The organism is Paraburkholderia sp. CNPSo 3274 (assembly GCF_024206475.1).
Classification (GTDB): domain Bacteria; phylum Pseudomonadota; class Gammaproteobacteria; order Burkholderiales; family Burkholderiaceae; genus Paraburkholderia.
This window is the reverse complement of the sequence record NZ_JAMBPR010000012.1, coordinates 164345-185799: the sequence shown is the minus strand read 5'-3', so window position 1 is coordinate 185799 and position 21455 is coordinate 164345. Positions and strand designations below refer to the sequence as shown.

Sequence of the window (21455 nt, the reverse complement as noted above, 5' to 3'; positions counted from 1 at the left end):
ACTCCGTTCGACAGGAGCAGTCAATGATTTTGATAGCGATGGGCGTGTCGGGCGCAGGCAAGACACGCATCGGCGAATTGCTCGCCGAGCGCCTCGAGTGCACCTTCACCGACGGCGACGCCTTCCACAGCGAAGCCAACAAAAAGAAGATGCACGACGGCATTCCCCTCACCGACGACGACCGCTGGCCGTGGCTGCGTACGATTCGCGCGGCGATCGAGGAGAAGCAGCGCGCCCACGAAACGGCCGTGTTCACCTGCTCGTCGCTCAAGCGCTCGTATCGCGACATCTTGCGCGGCAACGATCGCGACGTGTGCTTCGTCTACCTGAAGGGCTCGCTCGAAGTGCTGCACGAGCGCCTCGCGTCGCGTACCGGCCACTTCTTCGACCCGTCGCTGCTGCAAAGCCAGCTCGACACGCTCGAAGAGCCGGGCGCCGATGAGGCGATCGAGGTGAGCATCGAGCTCACGCCCGAGCAGATCGTCGACGAGGTGATGAAGCAGATGGAAGCGCGCCGCAATCAGGCCTCCTGATTTCGCGGCCACGCACGATCACTCGATCGTGCGGCGGTAAACGAAAAAGCGCTCGATTCCATCGAGCGCTTTTTTTATGGCCTTGCGGCGTCGCGATTACGAAATGCGCTTCGCCAGTTCGACCGCCAGGCCGACGTACGACGCAGGCGTCATCTCCAGCAGACGCTTCTTCGCGTCTTCAGGAATCGCCAGACCGCTAACGAACGTCTGCAGCGCTTCGCGCGTAATGCCCTTGCCGCGCGTGAGTTCCTTCAGCTGCTCGTACGGGTTCTCGATGCCGTAGCGGCGCATGACCGTCTGCACCGGCTCGGCCAGCACTTCCCACGTGGCGTCAAGGTCGTCGTTCAGGCGCTGCGGGTTCACTTCGAGCTTGTCGATGCCGCGGATCAGCGCGTCATAGGCGAGCAGCGAATAGCCGAACGCCACACCGATGTTGCGCAGCACCGTCGAGTCGGTCAGGTCGCGCTGAAAACGCGAGACCGGCAGTTTGTCGGCGAGGTGGCGCAGCGTCGCGTTCGCGAGGCCGAGGTTGCCTTCCGAGTTCTCGAAGTCGATCGGGTTGACCTTGTGCGGCATGGTCGACGAACCGATTTCGCCGGCCTTGGTCTTCTGCTTGAAGTAGCCGAGCGAGATATAGCCCCAGACGTCGCGGTCGAGGTCGAGCAGGATCGTGTTCGCGCGCGCGACGGCGTCGAACAGTTCTGCCATGTAGTCGTGCGGCTCGATCTGGATCGTGTACGGGTTGAACGTGAGCTTCAGGCGCTGCTCGACGACTTCCTTCGAGAAGGCTTCCCAGTCGAACTCCGGGTACGCCGAGAGATGCGCGTTGAAGTTGCCGACCGCGCCATTCATCTTGCCGAGCAGTTCGACCTTCTCGATGCGCTGGATCGCACGCGCGAGACGCGCCGCGACGTTGGCGATTTCCTTGCCGAGCGTCGTGGGGCTCGCCGGCTGGCCGTGCGTGCGCGAGAGCATCGGCTGCCCGGCATGCGTGTGCGCGAGTGCGACGAGGCGTTGATGCACCGAGCGCAGCGCCGGCAGGATCACGTGCTCGCGTGCGCCCGCGAGCATCAGGCCGTGCGACGTGTTGTTGATGTCTTCCGAGGTGCAGGCGAAGTGGATGAACTCGCTTGCGCGCTCCAGTTCCGGCTGACCCTTCACCGACTCCTTGAGCCAGTACTCCACGGCCTTCACGTCGTGGTTCGTCACGCGCTCGATGTCCTTGATGCGCGCGGCGTCGTGCGCCGTGAAGTTCTCGGCGAGCTTGAGCAGGAATTGCTCCGAGGCTGCGGAGAAGCGCGGCACTTCCGCGAAACCGGCCTGCGACAGCGCGATGAGCCAGTGGATTTCCACGGTCACGCGGTTGCGCATGAACGCGGCTTCCGAGAGCCAGTCGCGCAGCGCTTCGGTTTTCGAGGCGTAGCGGCCGTCGAGCGGGGAGAGCGCGTTGAGCGCGAAGAGGGTATCGGGACGAGTGTCGGACATGATGGGGACGTAACGTAGGGCTTACGTTGAGTTGGGCTCAGTTGGCAGTCGGTTGCAGTCAGATTCGAGACGGCGGGAACCCCAGATTTTATCACCTTGCCGACAGAGGCCGAGGCCGGCGCTCTCCGCAACGGCTGAGCGGAGGCTCGTCACTCGCCCTGAGGCGTTCAGTCGCGCCAGCCTCTTACCGGGATCGGGCGTTTTGAGACGGATATAGAGTGCGATCACGTCAAAAGTTTGCGCTTAATCAAATATTTGCTGCCATGACTGTCGATGCTGCCATCCTCTCCACCGACCACGTCGCTGCCCTGATCGAAGCCGGTCTTGCTTGTCACCGCGCGGGCCGGATCGACGACGCCCACGCCCCCGACTTCGCGAACGCGCACAACAATCTCGGCAATGCGCTGATGGAACTCGGCGATCTCGCCGGCGCGGCGCAGCGCTATCGGCGTGCGCGTTCGCTGGAGCCGCAATCCGCACACTTCGTGTTCAATCTCGGGCGCGCACGGGAAGCCAACGGCGAACGAGACGCCGCACTTGCGGAGTTCCGCATTGCCGCCGCGCTCGATCCCCGTGATCTGAGGACGCTGATCCACATGGGCCGGCTGCTGCGCTCGATGGAGAAGCACGGCGAGGCGGCCGCCTGCTTCGAGGCCGTGGTCGCACGCGAGCCCGACAACGTGCTCGCGCTCTTTGAACTCGGCTATGCCTACGACGCGATGCACCGCTACGAAGAGGCGATTCCGCTCTATCGGCGTGCCGCGGAACTCAAGCCCGATGGGGCGGCCATCATCAACAATCTGGCATTCGCGCTGACCGCGCTCGCGCGCTACGACGAAGCGGAGATTGACTACCGCCGCGCGCTGGAGCTGAACCCCGACTTGCCGGAATCGCGCTTTCAACTCGGCATGCTGATGCTCAGGCGCGAAGGCTACACCGGCGGCTGGCCGCTCTTCGAGAACCGCAAGCTCACCACGACCGCCAGGGCCAACTACCGCAAGCTGCCGTGCGCTGAGTGGCGGGGCGAGCCGCTGGAAGGCAAGCCCTTCCTGATCTGCCGCGAGCAGGGCGTGGGCGATCAGATCCAGTTCGTGCGCTATGCGGGCCTGCTGGCGCAGATGGGCGCGCAGGTTCACGCGTGGGTCGCGCCGGAACTGGCGTCGCTCGCGGCGACGGTGCCGGGTGTCGCGCGCGTGCTCGACGCCGCGCCGAGCGACGAAGCCATCGCCTCGGAATACGACTACTGGTGCGACACGAAGAGCCTGCCGCTGAAGTTTCCCGGCCGGCCGATCGACTCCAGCACGCCGTATATGCGCGCCGATACTGTGCAGGTCGCGGCTTGGCGCGCACGTGTGAACGCGCTGTCGGGCGCCGCGCATCGCCGTATCGGGCTCGTCTGGGCGGGCAACCCGCGCCACCATTTCGACGCTTTCCGTTCCGTGCCCCTCAAGTCGCTTCTGCCGCTCTCCGCGCCCACCGGCAATGCCTGGTTCGCGATCCAGAAGGGCCCGGGGGCCGCACAGCTTGCGCCGATCGCGGGCCGCTGGCCGACGGACGCGCCCGGCGACTGGAAGCCGCGCTTTCCGATCCGTCCCGCTAAGGTATCCGGCCGGCGCGCCGCGCGAATTTCGCCGCACCGGCGCCCAGGCGTGCGCCCGCCGGCCTAGAATGCGGACTTCTCATCCGCTTGCTGGCCCGCATGGAACTCAAATGGCTCGAAGACTTCGTCTCGCTTGCAGAGACGCATAGTTTCAGTCGCTCGGCCGAACTGCGCCACGTGACGCAGCCGGCTTTCTCGCGCCGCATCCAGGCGCTCGAAGCGTGGCTCGGCACCGAGCTGATCGATCGTTCGGTTTATCCAACGCGCCTGACGGCGGCCGGCCAGGTGTTCTACGAGCAGGCGCTCGCGATGCTTTCGCAGTTTCACGAGGCGCGCACCCTGTTGCGCGGCCACACGGCCACGCCCGCTGCGACGATCGAGTTCGCGGTGCCGCACACCCTTTCGCTCACGTACTTTCCGCGCTGGCTGCAGCGCATCGAGGCGAAGCTCGGCCGCATCCACACGCGGCTGCGCGCGCTGAACGTGCACGACGCCGTGCTGTCGCTCGTGGAGGGCGGCTGCGACCTCGTGATGGGCTATCACCACCCAAGCCACCCCGTCACGCTCGACCCCGCGCGTTATGACACGCTTACGCTCGGCGTCGAGTCGATCAGCCCGTATTCGGCGCCGCAGCGCGCGGGTCGTGCGCGTTACACGCTGCCCGGCACGCCCGATGCGCCCGCACCCTATCTCTCCTATACACCGAACGCGTATCTCGGCCGCATGACCGAAGTGATCGTTGCCAACGCACCGGCGCGGCTCTATCTGGACCGCGTGTACGAAACGGACATGGCGGAAGGGCTCAAGGCGATGACGCTGGCCGGTCACGGCATCGCCTTTTTGCCGCACAGCGCGGTGGAAGACGCCGTGGCCCAGGGCGAGCTGATTCGCCTCGATCGCGGCACGCGCGGCGTGCCGGAGGGCCAGTTTACGCTCGACATGGAGATCCGCCTCTATCGCGACAAGCTCGCGACGCAGGGCGACGACGCGCGCCAGGCGCTCGTGCGCGAGCTGTGGGAGGCGGTCAGCGAGGAACTTGCGCAGGGCAAGCGCTGACGAAACGGCAACCTGAACTCACAACAGCCACGCAAACAGTCAGGCTATTTCAGTCTGTAAGGCCTGAAGCACGGAGCCTGCGACACGTTTTTTCGACTTCGGGGACGTTATGCACGAAAAGCATAACGGGATGATCAAACGGCATTGGATTTCACGTGGGCGTTTTCTGACAATGGCACCACTTGTTCGATCGGAGCGTTCATGTCATCCCAACTGCAGTCGGTTCCTTCCTATCTCCACGCCGATGATCTCGGCCCCTGGGGCAACTATCTTCGTCAGGTCGACCGCGTGGCGCCGTACCTCGGCTCGCTTTCGCGCTGGCTCGAAACGCTCAAGCGTCCGAAGCGTATCCTGATCGTCGACTGCCCCATCGAACTCGATAACGGCACCGTTGCGCACTTCGAAGGCTATCGTGTCCAGCACAACGTTTCGCGTGGTCCCGGCAAGGGTGGCGTGCGTTATCACCAGGACGTTACGCTCTCCGAAGTAATGGCGCTTTCCGCATGGATGTCGGTGAAGAACGCTGCAGTGAACGTGCCGTACGGCGGCGCGAAGGGCGGTATCCGCGTCGATCCGCGCACGCTTTCGCGTGGTGAACTCGAGCGCGTGACGCGTCGCTATACCAGCGAAATCGGCATCATCATCGGACCGAACACCGACATTCCCGCGCCGGACGTCAACACGAACGAGCAGATCATGGCGTGGATGATGGACACCTACTCGATGAACCAGGGCCAGACGGCGACGGGCGTCGTGACGGGCAAGCCCATCTCGCTCGGCGGCTCGCTCGGCCGCCGCGAAGCCACGGGCCGCGGCGTGTTCGTGGTCGGCTGCGAGGCCGCACGCCGCACGGGTCTTTCGATCGACGGCGCACGCATTGCGGTGCAGGGCTTCGGCAACGTGGGCGGCATTGCCGCGCGCCTGTTCCAGGAAGCCGGCTCGAAAATCGTCGCCGTGCAAGACCATACCGGCGCGCTCTACAACTCTAGCGGCATGAGCGCGGAAGCGCTGCTCGAGCACGTTGCGAAGACGGGCGGCGTGGCAGGCTTCCCGGGCGCCGAAGTCATGGCGAACGACGAATTCTGGACCGTCGAAACCGATATTCTCATTCCGGCCGCGCTGGAAAACCAGATTACCGAGAAGAACGCGGGCAAGATCCGCACGAAGATCATCGTGGAGGGCGCGAACGGCCCGACCACGACGGCAGCCGACGACATCCTGCACGACAAGGGCGTGCTCGTGATCCCCGACGTGGTGGCGAACGCGGGCGGCGTGACCGTTTCGTACTTCGAGTGGGTGCAGGACTTCTCGAGCTTCTTCTGGACCGAGCACGAAATTAACGAACGTCTCGAGCGCGTGATGCGCGAAGCCTTCACGGCGGTGTGGCAAGTGTCGAGCGAGCAGAAAGTCTCGATGCGTACCGCGGCGTTCATCGTTGCATGTAAACGCATCCTGATGGCGCGCGAAATGCGCGGTCTGTATCCCTGATCGCAGGTGTGAAGACGTTGCACGCCGTGCCAGGCAAGGCACGCCGTGAAATGACGAAACAATGACTGCGCAGTGACAAGTTTTTGCGCTGCACATCAAGGCGCATAGAAGGCGGCCGTTCTCCACAAGGGGGCGTCCGCCTTCGCACATTCTGGCGTTGCGCCAGGGTCACTCTTAATTCTTTCAAGAAAATTACTTTGATAAACTGGTGACGGTTCTTGTACCGGAGAAAACAATGCAAATCAAAAAGACCGCCACTCTGCTCGCACTCCTTGGCTTCGTCGCCACCAGCGCTTTCGCGCAGGACGCCGGCACACTCAAGAAGATCAAGGACACGGGCGTCATCTCGCTGGGGCACCGCGAGTCGTCCATTCCTTTTTCGTACTACGACGACAAGCAGAATGTGATCGGCTACTCGCAAGACTACGCGATGAAAATCGTCGAGGCAGTCAAGCAGAAGCTGAACATGCCTAACCTGAAGGTCAAGATGGTGCCCATCACGTCGCAGAACCGAATTCCGCTCGTGCAGAACGGCACGGTGGACATCGAATGCGGCTCGACCACGAACAATGCAGAACGTCAGCAGCAGGCCGCCTTCACGAACACGATCTTCGTGATCGGCACGCGTCTTATGACGAAGAAGGATTCGGGCATCAAGGACTTCGCCGACCTCAAGGGCAAGACCGTCGTGACGACGGCGGGCACGACGTCCGAGCGCCTCCTGCGCAAGATGAACCAGGATAAGAGCATGGGCATGAACATCATCAGCGCGAAGGACCATGGCGAGTCGTTCATGACGCTCTCCACGGGCCGTGCAGTGGCGTTCATGATGGACGACGCGCTGCTCGCGGGCGAGCGCGCCAAGTCGAACAATCCGGGCGACTTCGTGATCGTCGGCCAGCCGCAGTCGCGTGAGGCGTACGGCTGCATGATGCGCAAGAACGACCCCGAGTTCAAGAAGGTCGCCGACGACGCCATCGCCAAGGTCCAGACTTCGGGCGAAGGCGAAACGATCTACAAGAAGTGGTTCGAGTCGCCGATCCCGCCGAAGGGTCTCAACCTGAACTTCCCGATGAGCGAAGACATGAAAGCGCTGTTCAAGAATCCGAACGACAAGGCGATCGATTAACACGGCGCCGGCCGGTCGACCCGCATTTAGCGTTTAGCACGGAACGGAAGAAGCGCCGCTTCTTCCGTTCTTTTTCTTGGAGTCTCTTGATGTCCTATCACTGGAACTGGGGCATTCTGCTCAGCCCGGTCTCGACGGGCGAACCTACCACGTACCTCGGCTGGATCCTCTCCGGCCTCTGGGTGACGGTCTCGGTGTCGCTGTGCGCGTGGGTGATCGCGCTCATCGTCGGGTCGTTCTTCGGCGTGCTGCGCACGATGCCAAACAAGTTTCTCGCGGGCGTCGGCACAGTTTATGTGGCGATCTTCCGCAATATTCCGCTTATCGCGCAGTTCTTCATCTGGTACTTCGTGCTGCCGGAAATCGTGCCGCAAGCGCTCGGCAATGCGTTCAAGCAGTCGCCGCCGGGCGTGCAGTTCTTCACGGCGTCGGTCGTGTGTCTTGGGCTCTTTACCGCGGCGCGCGTGTGCGAACAGGTGCGCTCGGGCATCAACGCGCTGCCGCGCGGCCAGCGCGCAGCCGGCCTCGCAGTGGGCTTCACGCAGTGGCAGACCTACCGCTATGTGCTGCTGCCCGTGGCGTATCGCATCATCGTGCCGCCGCTCACCTCCGAGTTCCTGAACATCTTCAAGAATTCGGCGGTCGCTTCGACGATCGGCCTGCTCGATCTGTCGGCCCAGGCGCGTCAGCTCGTCGATTACACGGCGCAGACCTATGAGTCCTTCATCGCAGTCACGATCGCTTACGTGCTCATCAACCTCGTCGTCATGACGCTCATGCGCTGGGTCGAGGCGAAGTCGCGTCTGCCCGGCTACATCGGAGGCAAGTGATGCATCACTTCGACTGGAGCGGCATTCCGGGCGCGCTGCCCACGCTGTGGACGGGCGCGATCATCACGTTCAAGATCACGCTGTGTGCGATCGTGGTCGGCATTGTCTGGGGCACGCTGCTCGCGCTTATGCGGCTTTCCAGCGTCAAGCCGCTCGAATGGTTCGCCAAGGGCTACGTCACGATCTTCCGCTCGATCCCGCTCGTGATGGTCCTGCTGTGGTTCTTCCTGATCGTGCCGCAGGTGCTGCAAAACGTGCTGGGTCTGTCGCCCGACATCGACATTCGCCTCGCTTCCGCGATGATCGCGTTCTCACTGTTCGAGGCCGCGTATTATTCGGAGATCATTCGTGCGGGCATCCAGGCGGTGCCGCGAGGGCAGGTGAACGCTTCGTTCGCGCTCGGCATGCGCTACGGTCAGGCCATGCAATACGTGGTGCTGCCGCAGGCGTTCCGCGCGATGGTGCCGCTCTTGCTCACGCAGGCCATCGTGCTGTTTCAGGACACCTCGCTCGTGTACGTGATCAGCCTCGCGGACTTCTTCCGCACGGCCACCAATATCGGCGACCGTGACGGAACGATGGTCGAAATGGTACTGTTCGCGGGCGCGTGTTATTTCGTGATTTGCGTGATCGCGTCGAGCCTTGTGAAAGGTCTTCAGAAAAAGGTCGCAAGATGATTTCAATTAAGAACGTTTCGAAGTGGTACGGCCAGTTCCAGGTGCTGGCCGACTGCACGACGGAAGTGAAGAAGGGTGAGGTGGTGGTGGTGTGCGGGCCCTCGGGCTCGGGCAAGTCCACGCTCATCAAGACCGTCAACGGGCTCGAACCGTTCCAGCAGGGCGAGATTCTCGTGAACGGCGAGTCGGTGGGCGACAAGCGCACCAATCTCTCGAAGCTGCGCTCGAAGGTGGGCATGGTGTTTCAGCACTTCGAGCTGTTCCCGCATCTGTCGATTACCGAGAATCTCACGCTCGCGCAGATCAAGGTGCTCGGCCGCAGCAAGGACGAGGCCACGCAAAAGGGCCTGAAACTGCTCGACCGCGTGGGCCTGCGCGCGCATGCCGACAAATTCCCGGGTCAGCTCTCGGGCGGCCAGCAGCAGCGTGTGGCGATTGCGCGTGCGTTGTCGATGGACCCCATCGCCATGCTGTTCGACGAGCCGACCTCGGCGCTCGACCCCGAGATGATCAACGAGGTGCTCGACGTGATGGTGGAGCTTGCCCAGGAAGGCATGACCATGATGTGCGTGACGCACGAAATGGGCTTTGCGAAGAAGGTGGCGCACCGCGTGATCTTCATGGACCAGGGCGCCATCGTCGAGGACGACCAGAAGGAAGCCTTCTTCGCGAGCCCGAAGTCGGATCGCGCGAAGGACTTTCTCGCGAAGATTCTGCACTGAGGCTTTGCACGCTTCAAAAAGAAAAAAGCCGCGCTCTGATGTGCGGCTTTTCGTTTTGCGTGTCGCCCGGCTTACTCGCCCCAGGTCTGCAAGGCGGCCACGGCTTCCGGGTCGATCTCGCCCGGCTGCTCGGCGCACGGTGCGCTGGCCGAAGCGTCGAGCGAAGGGTTGGCGAGCTTGTCCAGCACCTTCTGCGGCACCGGCACGCTCGCCTGGGCAATCACGTCGCCGTGCTGGAACATCAGCAGGTCGCCGGGAGCGAAGCGCGTCCAGACCTCGTTGTCGGTGAGCGGCGCGGTGGCGATCACGGCCACGCGGTCCTCGGGCGTCGTGTACTTGGCGAAGTCGATGGAGACATCGGCGTCGACGAGATGGGCTGTCGAAAACGGCCAGCGTCGCACGAGATAGTAGAGGTGCGTCGAGCAATGTGCGAACAGCGCCTGGCCGTTCGACATCAGGAAGTTGAAGACGCCGAACTGCGTGACCTCGCGCGTGAGCGACTCCAGCGCGGCGAACAGCTCGTCGAGCGGCGGCTGCGCGCCGGGGAATGCCTTGCGCAAGCCTTGTAGCAGCAGGCAGAAGGCGAGCTCGCTATCGGTCGTGCCAACCGGCTGGTAGACGCCCGACATCACCGGATTGAAGTCCTGAAGGTCGCCGTTGTGCGCGAAGATCCAGTGACGGCCCCACAGCTCGCGCTGGAATGGATGACTGTTCTCGAGCGCGCAGTTGCCTTGCGTGGCCTTGCGGATGTGGGCAATGGTGTTGCGCGACTTGATGGGGTAGTGCTTGACCATCTCGGCGATCGGCGAACGCGCCGAGGCCTCGTTGTCGATGAAGAGGCGGCAGGCCTTGTCCTCGAAGAACGCGATACCCCAGCCGTCGGCGTGGTGATCGGTGGCGCCGCCGCGCGCCGCGAATCCTGTGAAGGAGAACGTGACGTCCGTCGGCGCGGCGCAATTCATTCCGAGAAGTTGGCACATGGTGCTGATGGTGCGTAATGCGGCTGAGGCGGCGGCTGCAGTGGTAGGCGGGACCCGCCGTCGACCCGTTACAATGATGATTTTCCAAGCATATCACCGGCCTGCAGGTCGCCAATACGAAATTTGTCAGATGCATTGCAGGCTTGCGTAGAAGGGCGCGTGCCGGCGTCGATGCACCGCGAATTGTCGTGTGCACGCGACGGTGCGGGCAACGCGTGGGTTGGACTGGCATCGATCGACGCCGCGCTTTTTCCAGTGATATGCCCGGAATTTCCGGCAGCCTGAGTGCGTTCCCGCGACCTTGCCGCCGTTCATTCATACTGCTGTTGGCTCACTATTGCGCCTGACCTTGCCATGAACGCCTCTTCCCTCACGACTCTCACGCTCGCCCGCCCCGACGACTGGCACCTGCACGTGCGCGACGGTGCGATGCTCGCGGCCGTGCTGCCGCACACGGCGCGCCAGTTCGGCCGCGCGATCATCATGCCGAACCTCAAGCCGCCGGTCACGACGACAGAGCAGGCCGCCGCCTACCGCGAGCGCATTCTCGCGGCGCGACCGGCGGGCTCGACGTTCGAGCCGCTAATGACGCTCTATCTCACCGACAACACGCCGCCCGAGGAAATCCGCCGCGCGAAGGCGAGCGGCTTCGTGCACGGCGTGAAGCTGTATCCGGCGGGCGCGACGACGAATTCGGACGCCGGCGTGACCGACATCCGCAAGTGCGCGAAGGCGCTCGAAGCCATGCAGGAAGTGGGCATGCCGCTACTCGTGCACGGTGAAGTGACGAGCGCCGACATCGACCTGTTCGACCGCGAGAAGGTCTTCATCGACCGCGTGATGACGCCGCTACGCCGCGATTTTCCGGCGCTCAAGGTGGTGTTCGAGCACATCACGACGAAGGACGCCGTCGACTACATCCGCGCCGATAACGCCGCGCCCGGCCTGCTCGGCGCGACGATCACCGCGCATCACCTGCTCTACAACCGCAACGCGATCTTCCAGGGCGGCATTCGTCCACACTACTACTGCCTGCCCGTACTCAAGCGCGAGACGCATCGCGTGGCGCTCGTGGAGGCGGCGACCTCGGGCGATCATCGCTTCTTCCTCGGCACCGACAGCGCGCCGCACCCGAAGGGCCTGAAGGAGCACGCGTGCGGCTGCGCGGGCTGCTACACGGCGCTGCATGCGCTCGAGCTCTATGCCGAAGCGTTCGACAATGCCGGCGCGCTCGACAAGCTCGAGGGCTTCGCGAGCTTTTACGGCGCGGACTTCTACGGCCTGCCGCGCGCGACCGAAACGGTCACGCTGCGTCGCGAGAGCTGGACGCTGCCCGCCGAAGTCGAGGCAGGAGACACGCCCGTCGTGCCGCTGCGCGGCGGCGAAACGATCGGCTGGAAACTCGCTTGAACGAAGCGGGGCAAGGTGTGGCTGCGGGCGCAACGGTCGGCTCGATCAGGGCAGTCGATGCGCACGCACCGGTGCCCGCGCGCGCACCGCGCCGGACCATGCCGCTGGGCAGTTTCACTGACATCGACTGGGGCCGCCCGTGGTTCGCGCAACACGAAGCGCGCGGTCGGCGTTGGCAGCAGGCCGCGCTGGCGGGATACGCGGCGTACCTGGATGAACTGAACGCCGATGCGCTGGCTGCCAGCCTAAGCACGGGCCGCGGCGCGCCGCTGCGCTTTATCGCCCAGGACGACCTGCCCGAGGGCTCGGCCTACGAGGCGCATATCGCGGCAACGGGCTGCGTGCCGACGCGCCACAACCTCCACGACTTCTTCAACGCGCTCGCCTGGTTCGCATTCCCGCGCATCAAGGCGACGCTGAACGCGCGCCAGGCCGCGGCGATCGACGTGCTGGGCGTGGGCTCCACACGCGGCGGCATACGGGACGCGCTCACGCTGTTCGACGAGAACGCGGTGCTCTATGCCTCATCGGACGCGTCGCTGGTAGCGGCGTTGCGCGGCTTCGACTGGCGCACGCTGTTCGTGGCGCAGCGTGCGGGCTGGGAAGCGGCTTTCGGGGAGACGATTGGCGTGGCGCGCTGCGAAGTCCGCGTGTTCGGCCATGCGCTGCTCGAAAAGATGATCTGGCCTTACGCGGCGTGCACGGCGCACGCATGGGTGGTCGAGGTGCCGCAAGCGTATTTCACGTGGCCGCGCGCGCAACGCGACGCGTATCTGGACGAGACAGTGAGCGTCACGCTCGCCGCCGCCGCCACGCTTGACGCGCTCAACGGGCGCAGCTTCGCGCCGCTGCCGGTGCTCGGCATTCCGGGCTGGTGGGCGCAAAACGAGGACCCGTCGTTCTACGACGACGCCACAGTCTTTCGCGCCGGCCGTCGAACTCGCTAAAAGCCAGGCGGGCGGCAATCGATCCGGCCCCCGGCGCGGCGCGCCCGCACGTGCTAAGATCGCGCCTCGCAAAGCAGGCCAGGCAGTCGCGGCTCGGAGGTTTCGGCCAAAGAGGCGAGGAAAGTCCGGACTCCACAGGGCAGGGTGATGGCTAACGGCCATCCGTGGCGACACGCGGAACAGGGCAACAGAGAACAGACCGCCGATGGCCCGATTTCGGTCGGGATCAGGTAAGGGTGAAACGGTGCGGTAAGAGCGCACCGCGTCTGCGGTGACGTAGACGGCACGGTAACCTCCACCCGGAGCAATTCCAAGTAGGCAGGCGCGCATCTTCGGGATGCAGGATGGGGCCCCCATTCCGTCTGCGGGTAGGAAGCTTGAGCGCGTCAGCAATGGCGCGCCTAGAGGAATGGCTGCCACGCGCGGCGCGTCTTCGGACGCGACGTGTGCACAGAATCCGGCTTATCGGCCTGCTTTGCAGCCTCATTCATGTAAAAAGCCGACGCGGTTCTTTGAAGAACCGCGCCGGCTTTTTCTTTTGCCGCAGGACTTAAGCTGCGACGATCTCGAACGTATGCGTGATCTCGGCCGTCTTGCCGATCATGATTGACGCCGAGCAGTACTTGTCGTGCGAGAGGTTGATCGCGCGCTCCACGGTGGCCGGGTTCAGGTTCTTGCCGGTCACGGTGAAGTGGAAGTGGATCTGCGTGAAGACCTTGGGGTCTTCGCTCGCGCGCTCGGCTTTGAGCGTCACGCTGCAACCGCTCACTTCCTGGCGGCTCTTCTTGAGGATCAGCACCACGTCGTAGGCCGTGCAGCCGCCGGTGCCGAGCAGCACCATTTCCATCGGCCGCGGCGCGAGGTTGTGGCCGCCGCCTTCCGGTGCGCCGTCCATGTTGACGAGATGGCCGCTGCCCGTTTCGGCCGCGAACGCCATGCCGTCCTGACCCATCCAGCTAACTTTGCATTCCATATGCGTATGCCCCTGCGCGGTTTCTTGATTCAGACGGCATTGTAGCCCGCGCCTTACTGGTATGTCCGGGGGGACACGGCGGCGCGTGCCTTATGTCGTGTGCTTGAATGTTGCGGCGCGACATCCTACCGTCAAGACAGATTTCCCTTGCGCAATTAGGGGTTTCGCTCTAGTTATCCTGCATGCTTTTCGCAAGGCGGATTTCCAATGCACTGATTTTTAAGAATTTTTCTGTCGACGCGCTGATTTTATGTGATTTCACATTGTGATGTTAAATTTCGCAATGCAAATGTCCTTGCGCCGCACAAGGCCCGTCCGTATAATCTGGGTCATTGGTTGTCGTGTTTCACGACACCTCAGCATGTCTCCTCCACCCTCCTCCAAAGAGTGGATTAAGCCCGGACAAACGCGTTCGGGCTTTTTTTCGTCTGTCGCCCTCGTTTTGCCCCGGCTCTGCCCCCACCGCAAGCAATTTTTTGACTCGCGGCCAAATTTCCCTTTATAATCGTAGGTTCTCCGCATCCATGCCCGCGCGGAGTCGGGGAAACTCGAACCAGGGAGAGCCTGCGCCGGCGCCAACGAGCGTCACCATACAAGCAGGACCAAAATAGGGCACAGCATTTTTTTTGGATCGATCATGAAGACTTTTTCCGCCAAGGCACATGAAGTGCAGCGCGAATGGTACGTGATTGACGCGACGGATAAGGTTCTCGGCCGTGTCGCCAGCGAAGTGGCACGCCGTCTTCGCGGCAAGCACAAGCCTGAGTTCACCCCGCACGTCGACACTGGTGATTTCATCATCATCATCAACGCCGGCAAGCTGAAGGTCACGGGCAACAAGACCACCGACAAGAAGTACTACCGTCACTCGGGTTACCCGGGCGGTATCTACGAAACGACGTTCGGCAAGATGCAGGAACGCTTCCCGGGCCGCGCGCTCGAGAAGGCCGTGAAGGGCATGCTGCCGAAGGGCCCGCTCGGTTACGCGATGATCAAGAAGCTGAAGGTCTACGCAGAAGCAACGCACCCGCACTCGGCGCAACAGCCGAAGGCGCTCGAGATCTAAGGGGAGCCCACATGATCGGTAACTGGAATTACGGGACGGGCCGCCGCAAGAGCGCCGTCGCTCGTGTCTTCATCAAGTCGGGCAAGGGCGAGATCGTCGTCAACGGCAAGCCCATCGCCGACTACTTCTCGCGCGAAACGTCGCTCATGATCGTGCGTCAGCCGCTGGAACTCACGAACCACGGCGCGACGTTCGACATCAAGGTGAACGTGACGGGCGGCGGCGAAACCGGCCAGGCCGGCGCAGTTCGCCACGGCATCACGCGCGCGCTGATGGACTACGACGCAACGCTCAAGCCGGCACTGTCGCAAGCTGGCTTCGTCACCCGTGACGCACGTGAAGTGGAACGTAAGAAGGTCGGTTTCCACAAGGCACGTCGCCGCAAGCAGTTCTCGAAGCGTTAATTTCAGATTGGCGCTTGGCGCTTGGCGCCTGCGCCCCTCGCAGGGTGCAGCGCTGCTGCAAAAGCCGTCCGCGCTTCGTGCGCCGGGCGGCTTTTTTGCGTTTTTGTCTGCGCGTCCCACGTGTGGCGCGCAAGCTGCGACGGTCTGGAGAAACCCTTGATTTCGTGGGCTTAAGCACGATATCGGGAAGAGCCCTACAATAGCGGCTAGAAGCTTTTTTGGAGAGTTCGAATGAGCGCTGTCACCGAAACTACCGCGACCGAAATGCCCGGTCCCTTCGTTTTCACCGAAGCAGCGGCTGACAAGGTCAAGCAACTGATCGACGAGGAAGGCAACCCGGAGCTGAAGCTGCGCGTATTCGTGCAGGGCGGCGGCTGCTCGGGCTTCCAGTACGGATTCACGTTTGACGAGACGGTCAACGAAGACGACACCGTGATGAACCGCAACGGCGTCCAGCTTCTGATCGACTCGATGAGCTATCAGTACCTCGTCGGCGCCGAGATCGACTACAAGGACGATCTGAACGGCGCGCAGTTCGTCATCAAGAACCCGAACGCGAGCACTACGTGCGGTTGCGGTTCGTCGTTCTCGGTTTGATCGATTCGCTGCAATAAGGAACGGGGCTTCGGCCCCGTTTTTTATTGGTGAGCGCTTGCTCAGCGCGGATAAATCGCGCCCAGCACGCGCTCGCCGGCCGCCCCGGTTACGGCCGCGAGATTGCCCGGCTCGCGTGCTACGCAGCGCATGGCAAGCCACGCGAAGGCTAGCGGCTCCACTTGATGCGGCGGGACGCCTAGCGCTTCGGTGGTCATGACCGGTACGCCCGCCACACCGCCCGTTTCGAGCGCCTTTTGCAGCGCCGCCATCAATGCCGCATTGCGCGCGCCGCCGCCGCAGACATACACGGCACGGCAATCACTCGCGTGACGCTCGATCTCGCGCGCCACGCTCACGGCGGTCAGTGCGACTAACGTGGCCTGCACGTCGGCGGCCGTGAGCGACTCGAAGCCCTTGAGCTTGTCGTCGAGCCACTGGGCGTTGAAAAGATCGCGGCCTGTGCTCTTGGGCGGCTGCTGCTCGAAGAACGGTTCGTCAAACAGGGCGTTCAGAAGCGGCTGATGCAAATTACCGCTCGCGGCGAACTTGCCGTTCTCGTCGTAGGGCTTGCCCAGGTGCCGTTCGGCCCACAGGTCGAGCAGGGCGTTGGCCGGGCCGCAGTCGAAGCCGCGCACGGCGCCCGTCGACGCGAGCACCGTGATGTTGCTGATGCCGCCGAGGTTGCAGACCACGCGCGTTTCTTCCTGCGAGCCGAACAGCGTCGCGTGGAACGCGGGCACGAGCGGCGCACCCTGGCCGCCCGAAGCGACGTCGCGGCTGCGGAAGTCGGCGATCACGTCGATATGCGTGAGTTCCGCAAGCAGCGCCGGGTTCTGGATCTGCACGGTGTAGCCTTTCTCCGGCCGATGCCGCACGGTCTGGCCGTGCGCGCCAATTGCGCGCACCTCGGCGGGGGAAACGTTGCTCCCGCGCAGCAACTCGTGGCAGCACACCGCATAGCGGGCGGCCAGCGCGTTGCCGGCGAGCGCTTCGCGCTCGATCTCGTTCTCGCCCGGCTGCTGCAACGAAAAGAGCGCCTCGCGCAGCCCCTGCGCGAAGCCGACGAACGCCTCGGCCAGCACCACTGGCCGCTGGCCCGCCTCGAAGCGCACGGCAATGCCGTCCACGCCATCCATGCTCGTGCCCGACATCAGGCCGAAATACACGCCGTCGGCGGCGTGTGCGCTCTCGTTTCGTGCGTCGCGTGGCGCCACGTTGTGCTCCTTTATCAATGCAATTCAGTGCCCTGCGAGGGAATTATCGGCGCAATGCCGCTCGAGCGTAAGCCGAAAGGCTGACTGTTGCGCACCGGCGCGACATGGGTGAGTCTGGCACCTGATCCCGGTTCAGGGTCGGCGCGCGTCACCGGCAAAGCGTATAGGCTCAATACGGATGGCGCGTCGCTCCGTCGACGGGCTGACCGTGACCGAGGCCGCGGCGCAGCCAGGCGTCACGCGTGCCGCGAGCAAACGCCTCGCGCGCGACCCGCAAACCTCAGCCTGGCGAGTCGAATCACGTAAAATCGCGGTCTAGACCCAGACTTAACGACAGAACCGATCGAAGCATGAGCAACGAGTCCACCTCCAGCAACGGCGCCAACACCGGCGCAAAAGACGCCTTTCCGGTCACCGACGAAGTCCGTCACGCGCTTGCCGTCACGAAGCGCGGCGTGGACGAACTGCTGATCGAAGAAGAATTCGAGCAGAAGCTCGCCCGCAGCGCGGCCACCGGCAAGCCGCTGCGCATCAAGCTCGGCCTCGACCCGACCGCGCCCGACATCCACATCGGCCATACGGTCGTGCTCAACAAGATGCGGCAGCTGCAGGATCTCGGCCACAACGTGATCTTCCTGATCGGCGACTTCACTTCGCTCATCGGCGACCCGTCGGGCCGCAACGCCACGCGTCCGCCGCTCACGCGCGAGCAGATTGAATCGAACGCGAAAACGTACTTCGAGCAGGCCGCGCTCGTGCTCGACCGCGAAAAGACCGAAATTCGCTACAACAGCGAATGGTCGATGCCGCTCGGCGCCGACGGCATGATCAAGCTCGCGTCGCGCTACACGGTTGCGCGTATTCTGGAGCGCGAGGACTTCACCAAGCGCTTCCAGAGCGGCGTGCCCATTTCGATCCACGAATTCCTGTATCCGCTCATGCAGGGCTACGACTCGGTCGCGCTCAATGCGGATCTCGAGCTCGGCGGTACGGACCAGAAGTTCAACCTGCTCGTTGGCCGCGAACTGCAAAAGCAGTACGGCCAGGAGCAGCAGTGCATTCTCACGATGCCGCTGCTCGAAGGCCTCGACGGCGTCGAGAAGATGTCGAAGTCGAAGAACAACTACATTGGCATCAGCGAGAAGCCCAACGACATGTTCGGCAAGCTCATGAGCATTTCGGACGTGCTGATGTGGCGTTACTTCACGCTGCTCTCGTTCCGGCCGATGGCCGAAATCGAAGGATTCAAGCGCGAAATCGAAGCGGGCCGCAACCCGCGCGACTTCAAGGTGCTGCTCGCTCAGGAAATCGTCGCGCGCTTTCACTCGCAGGCCGACGCCGAGCGCGCGCTCGAAGACTTCAACCATCGCGCCAAGGGCGGCGTGCCGGACGACATTGCGTCGATCACGCTCACGGGCGCGCCCCTCGCCATTGGCCAGTTGCTCAAGCAGGCGGGGCTCGTACCGTCCACGAGCGAAGCGCTGCGCAACATCGAGCAGGGCGGCGTGAAGATCGACGGCGCCACCGTCTCCGACAAGGGCCTCAAGGTCGAAGCGGGCGAGTTCGTCGTGCAGGTGGGCAAGCGCCGCTTCGCGCGCGTGACGCTCACCGCATGATTGCGCTGATCCAGCGCGTGCGCCGCGCCGAGGTGCGCGTGGCGGACGGTGGCAGTGAGCGCGTGACCGGCGCGATCGGCCAGGGGCTGCTCGCGCTGGTTTGTGCGGAGCGCGGCGACACCGAGGCCAACGCCGATAAGCTGCTCGCGAAGCTGCTCGGCTATCGCGTGTTCAGCGACGCGGCGGGCAAGATGAACCTGAGCGTGCAGAACATCGACGGCAACGGCGCCCCCGGCGGCCTGCTGCTCGTCTCGCAGTTCACGTTGGCGGCCGATACGAACAGCGGTCTGCGCCCGAGTTTCACGCCGGCCGCGCCGCCCGAAGAGGGGCGGCGTCTGTTCGATTATTTTGTCGCCGCCGCGCGCGAGAAGCATACGACCGTTGAGACCGGCGAATTCGGTGCCGACATGCAGGTGTCGCTCGTCAACGACGGCCCCGTCACGTTCTGGTTGCAAGTGCGCAACTGAACCATGCGCTTTTGACTATGAACACGCAGATTCTCTTTATCCGCCACGGCGAAACGGACTGGAACCGCATCAAGCGCATCCAGGGACATATCGACATCGCGCTCGCAGAAAGTGGCGTGGCGCAGGCGAAGCACCTCGGCGCGCGGCTCGCGAAAGAAGTGCAGTCGGGCGCCCGGCTCGACGCAATCTGGTCGAGCGATTTGTTGCGCGCGCAACAGACGGCGCAGCCCATTGCCGAAGCCCTGGGTCTGCCGATGCAGCTCACCGAAGGCCTGCGCGAGCGCAACTATGGCGCGTTTCAGGGCCACGACAGCGACGAAATCTCCGAGCGTTTTCCGGACGAGTATGCACACTGGCAAACGCGCGACCCCGGCTTCGCGCCGCCCGAAGGCGAATCGCAGCGCGAGTTCTACCACCGTGTGCTGCACGCGCTCGAGCCGGTCCTGGCCATGCATCCGGGCGGGCGTATCGCGTGTGTCGCGCACGGCGGCGTGCTCGACTGCGTGTACCGCTTTGCGAACGGCCTCGCGCTCGACGCGCCGCGCGCGTGGCCGCTGCTCAATACGAGCGTGAACGTCGTCGATTTCGAACGCGGCGACTACGTGACGCAGGCGCGCGTCGTCGCATGGGGCGACGTGGCGCATCTGGGCGGCGTCAGTGCCGACGACGGCTTCAAACGCACGCCGGAGGCGGGGCGCTAACCTGTCGTTTCAGACAGCGCGGTGCTCCGCCGCGCTGTCCTGTTCTTCCTGCCTTTCCCCTCCCTGCGCCGTTCTCGTGCCTCGCCAACGCTGCGGCACCATCGATTTCCTTTCCGCACGCTTGCAAGTTCTTTCCAAAGCCCAACCACAAAGTTAAGCGTCCTGCTAACATTTGTCCGACCTTTGGGCGCTCTGGCCACCGGGCTCCATGCCCGGCCCTGCGTTGAAGAGGGACGCGCGCGCATGACAAGCGTGAGACCGCGTGCCCAAGGTTGTGATACGAACGGGTATTCCCAGAAAAACACGCAGGAGAAAGCTCAATGATGTTCAAGCTTCACAAACTGCTGCCGGTGAGCGCAGCGGTCATGGCGCTCGCAGCGCTGTCGGCTAGCAATACGGCGGCGGCCGACCAGGTCGTCAAGATCGGCCACGTCGGGCCGCTCACGGGCGGTTCGGCCCACCTCGGCAAGGACAACGAGAACGGTGCGCGCCTCGCCATCGAGGAAATCAACGCCAAGGGCCTGACGATCGACGGCCAGAAGATCACGCTCGCGCTCGACGCCCAGGACGACGGCGCCGACCCGCGCCAGGCCACCCAGGTCGCGCAGAAGCTGGTCGACGACAAGGTCGCGGCCGTGATCGGCCATCTGAACTCGGGCGCATCGATCCCGGCATCGAAGATCTACAGCGATGCAGGCATCGTGCAGATCTCGCCGTCGTCGACCAATCCTTCGTACACGCAGCAGGGCTTCAAGACCACCTACCGTGTGGTCGCGACCGACGCCCAGCAAGGCCCCGCGCTCGCCGATTTTGCGGCGAAGAGCCTGAACGTGAAGACCGTGGCCGTGGTCGACGACTCGACCGCCTATGGCCAGGGCCTCGCGAACGAGTTCGAGAAGACGGCGAAGTCGCTGGGCATGAAGGTGCTCTCGCACGACGCGACCAACGATAAGGCCGTCGATTTCCGCGCGATCCTCACGAAGATCAAGGGCGAGAACCCCGACGCAATCATGTACGGCGGCATGGACGCCACGGGCGGCCCGTTCGCGAAGCAGGCCAGGCAACTCGGTTTGCGCGCGAAAGTGCTGTCGGGCGACGGCGTGTGCACGGAAAGCCTCGCGGAACTCGCGGGCGCGGCGACGGACAATATCGTCTGCTCGCAGGCCGGCATGGCGGTCGAGCGTATGAATGGCGGCGCGGCGTTCGCGGCGAAGTACGAAAAGCGCTTCGGTCACCCGATCGAATTCGATGCGCCGTTCACGTATGACGCGGTGTACATCGTCGTCGACGCGATGAAACGCGCGAACTCCACCGACCACGCGAAGATCCTCGCGCAGATCCCGACCACGGACTACAAGGGTGTGATTGGCGAGACGACCTTCGATTCGAAAGGCGACCTCAAGCACGGCGTGATCTCGCTCTACAACTACAAGGCGGGCAAGAAGACGCTGCTCGACGTGGTGAAGATGTAAGCACGCGGGCGCGCGCAGTCGCATCGGCGCGCCGCAAATGAAACGGCCAACCTGCGCGAGCGGGTTGGCCGTTGTTTATTCGGCAGCG

Annotated in this window: 21 protein-coding genes and 1 other RNA gene; 18 read left to right on the top strand and 4 right to left on the bottom strand. The window is 63.7% G+C overall.

Features of this window, described 5'->3' with window-relative positions; all coding sequences use genetic code 11:
- Window positions 1–23: 23 nt before the first annotated feature.
- The gene (locus M3I54_RS10910) at window positions 24–533 is read left to right on the top strand and encodes a gluconokinase (RefSeq protein ID WP_254335636.1); all 510 of its coding nucleotides are present in this window, start codon (window positions 24–26) and stop codon (window positions 531–533) included.
- A gap of 96 nt (window positions 534–629) precedes the next feature.
- On the opposite strand, the gene purB is transcribed toward M3I54_RS10910, so the two are convergent.
- Entirely contained in the window at window positions 630–2018 is a 1389-nt protein-coding gene (gene purB, locus M3I54_RS10905) for an adenylosuccinate lyase (protein WP_254335633.1), read from the bottom strand.
- A 263-nt stretch (window positions 2019–2281) separates the two neighbouring features.
- Between purB and M3I54_RS10900 the strand changes: the two genes are divergently transcribed.
- The 7 genes from M3I54_RS10900 (at window position 2282) to M3I54_RS10870 (ending at window position 9520) form a co-directional block, all read left to right on the top strand.
- Window positions 2282–3685 carry a tetratricopeptide repeat protein gene (locus M3I54_RS10900; RefSeq protein WP_254335632.1) on the top strand — a complete coding sequence of 468 codons (1404 nt, stop codon included), beginning with the start codon at window positions 2282–2284 and terminating at the stop codon, window positions 3683–3685.
- Window positions 3686–3717: 32 nt separating this feature from the next.
- A complete protein-coding gene (locus M3I54_RS10895; RefSeq protein ID WP_254335630.1) occupies window positions 3718–4674 on the top strand; it encodes a LysR family transcriptional regulator in 957 nt (318 codons plus the stop codon).
- 201 nt (window positions 4675–4875) lie between these two features.
- Window positions 4876–6162: a Glu/Leu/Phe/Val dehydrogenase gene (locus M3I54_RS10890; RefSeq protein ID WP_254335628.1), complete on the top strand. Its 1287-nt coding sequence runs from the start codon at window positions 4876–4878 to the stop codon at window positions 6160–6162.
- Window positions 6163–6397: 235 nt separating this feature from the next.
- Window positions 6398–7291, top strand: coding sequence for a glutamate/aspartate ABC transporter substrate-binding protein (locus M3I54_RS10885; RefSeq protein ID WP_254335627.1), 894 nt, complete (start codon window positions 6398–6400; stop codon window positions 7289–7291).
- 89 nt (window positions 7292–7380) lie between these two features.
- Entirely contained in the window at window positions 7381–8121 is a 741-nt protein-coding gene (locus M3I54_RS10880) for an amino acid ABC transporter permease (protein WP_254335626.1), read from the top strand.
- On the top strand, window positions 8121–8798 hold the full coding sequence (gene gltK / locus M3I54_RS10875; RefSeq protein WP_254335625.1) for a glutamate/aspartate ABC transporter permease GltK: 678 nt from the start codon (window positions 8121–8123) through the stop codon (window positions 8796–8798). The genes M3I54_RS10880 and gltK overlap by 1 nt, the downstream gene beginning before the upstream one ends.
- On the top strand, window positions 8795–9520 hold the full coding sequence (locus M3I54_RS10870; protein ID WP_254335624.1) for an amino acid ABC transporter ATP-binding protein: 726 nt from the start codon (window positions 8795–8797) through the stop codon (window positions 9518–9520). Before gltK ends, M3I54_RS10870 begins: the two co-directional genes overlap by 4 nt.
- 71 nt (window positions 9521–9591) lie before the next feature.
- Here the strand turns inward: M3I54_RS10870 and M3I54_RS10865 are convergent, their stop codons facing one another.
- On the bottom strand, window positions 9592–10500 hold the full coding sequence (locus M3I54_RS10865) for a class II glutamine amidotransferase (protein ID WP_254335623.1): 909 nt from the start codon (window positions 10498–10500) through the stop codon (window positions 9592–9594).
- A 354-nt stretch (window positions 10501–10854) separates the two neighbouring features.
- Between M3I54_RS10865 and pyrC the strand changes: the two genes are divergently transcribed.
- From pyrC to rnpB, 3 genes are all read left to right on the top strand, one after another.
- Window positions 10855–11910 (top strand): dihydroorotase, encoded by a 1056-nt coding sequence (gene pyrC, locus M3I54_RS10860; protein ID WP_254335621.1) that lies wholly within the window; start codon window positions 10855–10857, stop codon window positions 11908–11910.
- Window positions 11907–12857, top strand: a complete 951-nt coding sequence (locus M3I54_RS10855) for a DUF3025 domain-containing protein (protein WP_254335619.1) — start codon at window positions 11907–11909, stop codon at window positions 12855–12857. The genes pyrC and M3I54_RS10855 overlap by 4 nt, the downstream gene beginning before the upstream one ends.
- Before the next feature lie 70 nt (window positions 12858–12927).
- Window positions 12928–13338, top strand: an RNA gene (gene rnpB / locus M3I54_RS10850) — RNase P RNA component class A.
- Between the two features lie 69 nt (window positions 13339–13407).
- On the opposite strand, the gene M3I54_RS10845 is transcribed toward rnpB, so the two are convergent.
- Window positions 13408–13830: an OsmC family protein gene (locus tag M3I54_RS10845; RefSeq protein ID WP_254335617.1), complete on the bottom strand. Its 423-nt coding sequence runs from the start codon at window positions 13828–13830 to the stop codon at window positions 13408–13410.
- Window positions 13831–14467: 637 nt separating this feature from the next.
- Between M3I54_RS10845 and rplM the strand changes: the two genes are divergently transcribed.
- The 3 genes from rplM to erpA all read left to right on the top strand — a co-directional run bounded on the left by rplM (window position 14468) and on the right by erpA (window position 15897).
- The gene (rplM, locus tag M3I54_RS10840; protein ID WP_028201949.1) at window positions 14468–14896 is read left to right on the top strand and encodes a 50S ribosomal protein L13; all 429 of its coding nucleotides are present in this window, start codon (window positions 14468–14470) and stop codon (window positions 14894–14896) included.
- 11 nt (window positions 14897–14907) lie between these two features.
- Window positions 14908–15300, top strand: coding sequence for a 30S ribosomal protein S9 (rpsI, locus tag M3I54_RS10835; RefSeq protein WP_028201950.1), 393 nt, complete (start codon window positions 14908–14910; stop codon window positions 15298–15300).
- 231 nt (window positions 15301–15531) lie between these two features.
- Window positions 15532–15897: an iron-sulfur cluster insertion protein ErpA gene (erpA, locus tag M3I54_RS10830; protein WP_028201951.1), complete on the top strand. Its 366-nt coding sequence runs from the start codon at window positions 15532–15534 to the stop codon at window positions 15895–15897.
- 59 nt (window positions 15898–15956) lie between these two features.
- Here the strand turns inward: erpA and M3I54_RS10825 are convergent, their stop codons facing one another.
- Window positions 15957–17111, bottom strand: a complete 1155-nt coding sequence (locus M3I54_RS10825; protein WP_309249600.1) for an anhydro-N-acetylmuramic acid kinase — start codon at window positions 17109–17111, stop codon at window positions 15957–15959.
- Between the two features lie 350 nt (window positions 17112–17461).
- Between M3I54_RS10825 and tyrS the strand changes: the two genes are divergently transcribed.
- The 4 genes from tyrS to M3I54_RS10805 all read left to right on the top strand — a co-directional run bounded on the left by tyrS (window position 17462) and on the right by M3I54_RS10805 (window position 21367).
- Complete coding sequence (tyrS, locus tag M3I54_RS10820; protein ID WP_254335615.1) at window positions 17462–18727, top strand: tyrosine--tRNA ligase; 1266 nt, start codon at window positions 17462–17464, stop codon at window positions 18725–18727.
- Entirely contained in the window at window positions 18724–19194 is a 471-nt protein-coding gene (gene dtd / locus M3I54_RS10815) for a D-aminoacyl-tRNA deacylase (RefSeq protein WP_254335613.1), read from the top strand. Before tyrS ends, dtd begins: the two co-directional genes overlap by 4 nt.
- A gap of 17 nt (window positions 19195–19211) precedes the next feature.
- Window positions 19212–19895, top strand: coding sequence for a histidine phosphatase family protein (locus tag M3I54_RS10810; protein ID WP_254335604.1), 684 nt, complete (start codon window positions 19212–19214; stop codon window positions 19893–19895).
- 320 nt (window positions 19896–20215) lie between these two features.
- Window positions 20216–21367, top strand: coding sequence for a branched-chain amino acid ABC transporter substrate-binding protein (locus tag M3I54_RS10805; RefSeq protein WP_254335602.1), 1152 nt, complete (start codon window positions 20216–20218; stop codon window positions 21365–21367).
- Window positions 21368–21455: the final 88 nt, after the last annotated feature.

Bases quoted from the DNA above. Each gene is read 5' to 3' on its own strand.
- erpA (WP_028201951.1), top strand. From the start codon at position 15,532: ATGAGCGCTGTCACCGAAACTACCGCGACCGAAATGCCCGGTCCCTTC.
- M3I54_RS10895 (WP_254335630.1), top strand. From the start codon at position 3,718: ATGGAACTCAAATGGCTCGAAGACTTCGTCTCGCTTGCAGAGACGCAT.
- M3I54_RS10885 (WP_254335627.1), top strand. From the start codon at position 6,398: ATGCAAATCAAAAAGACCGCCACTCTGCTCGCACTCCTTGGCTTCGTC.
- M3I54_RS10870 (WP_254335624.1), top strand. From the start codon at position 8,795: ATGATTTCAATTAAGAACGTTTCGAAGTGGTACGGCCAGTTCCAGGTG.
- rpsI (WP_028201950.1), top strand. From the start codon at position 14,908: ATGATCGGTAACTGGAATTACGGGACGGGCCGCCGCAAGAGCGCCGTC.
- M3I54_RS10890 (WP_254335628.1), top strand. From the start codon at position 4,876: ATGTCATCCCAACTGCAGTCGGTTCCTTCCTATCTCCACGCCGATGAT.
- rplM (WP_028201949.1), top strand. From the start codon at position 14,468: ATGAAGACTTTTTCCGCCAAGGCACATGAAGTGCAGCGCGAATGGTAC.
- purB (WP_254335633.1), bottom strand. From the start codon at position 2,018: ATGTCCGACACTCGTCCCGATACCCTCTTCGCGCTCAACGCGCTCTCC.
- M3I54_RS10880 (WP_254335626.1), top strand. From the start codon at position 7,381: ATGTCCTATCACTGGAACTGGGGCATTCTGCTCAGCCCGGTCTCGACG.
- M3I54_RS10910 (WP_254335636.1), top strand. From the start codon at position 24: ATGATTTTGATAGCGATGGGCGTGTCGGGCGCAGGCAAGACACGCATC.
- M3I54_RS10865 (WP_254335623.1), bottom strand. From the start codon at position 10,500: ATGTGCCAACTTCTCGGAATGAATTGCGCCGCGCCGACGGACGTCACG.
- tyrS (WP_254335615.1), top strand. From the start codon at position 17,462: ATGAGCAACGAGTCCACCTCCAGCAACGGCGCCAACACCGGCGCAAAA.
- M3I54_RS10900 (WP_254335632.1), top strand. From the start codon at position 2,282: ATGACTGTCGATGCTGCCATCCTCTCCACCGACCACGTCGCTGCCCTG.
- gltK (WP_254335625.1), top strand. From the start codon at position 8,121: ATGCATCACTTCGACTGGAGCGGCATTCCGGGCGCGCTGCCCACGCTG.
- M3I54_RS10805 (WP_254335602.1), top strand. From the start codon at position 20,216: ATGATGTTCAAGCTTCACAAACTGCTGCCGGTGAGCGCAGCGGTCATG.
- M3I54_RS10810 (WP_254335604.1), top strand. From the start codon at position 19,212: ATGAACACGCAGATTCTCTTTATCCGCCACGGCGAAACGGACTGGAAC.
- dtd (WP_254335613.1), top strand. From the start codon at position 18,724: ATGATTGCGCTGATCCAGCGCGTGCGCCGCGCCGAGGTGCGCGTGGCG.
- pyrC (WP_254335621.1), top strand. From the start codon at position 10,855: ATGAACGCCTCTTCCCTCACGACTCTCACGCTCGCCCGCCCCGACGAC.
- M3I54_RS10845 (WP_254335617.1), bottom strand. From the start codon at position 13,830: ATGGAATGCAAAGTTAGCTGGATGGGTCAGGACGGCATGGCGTTCGCG.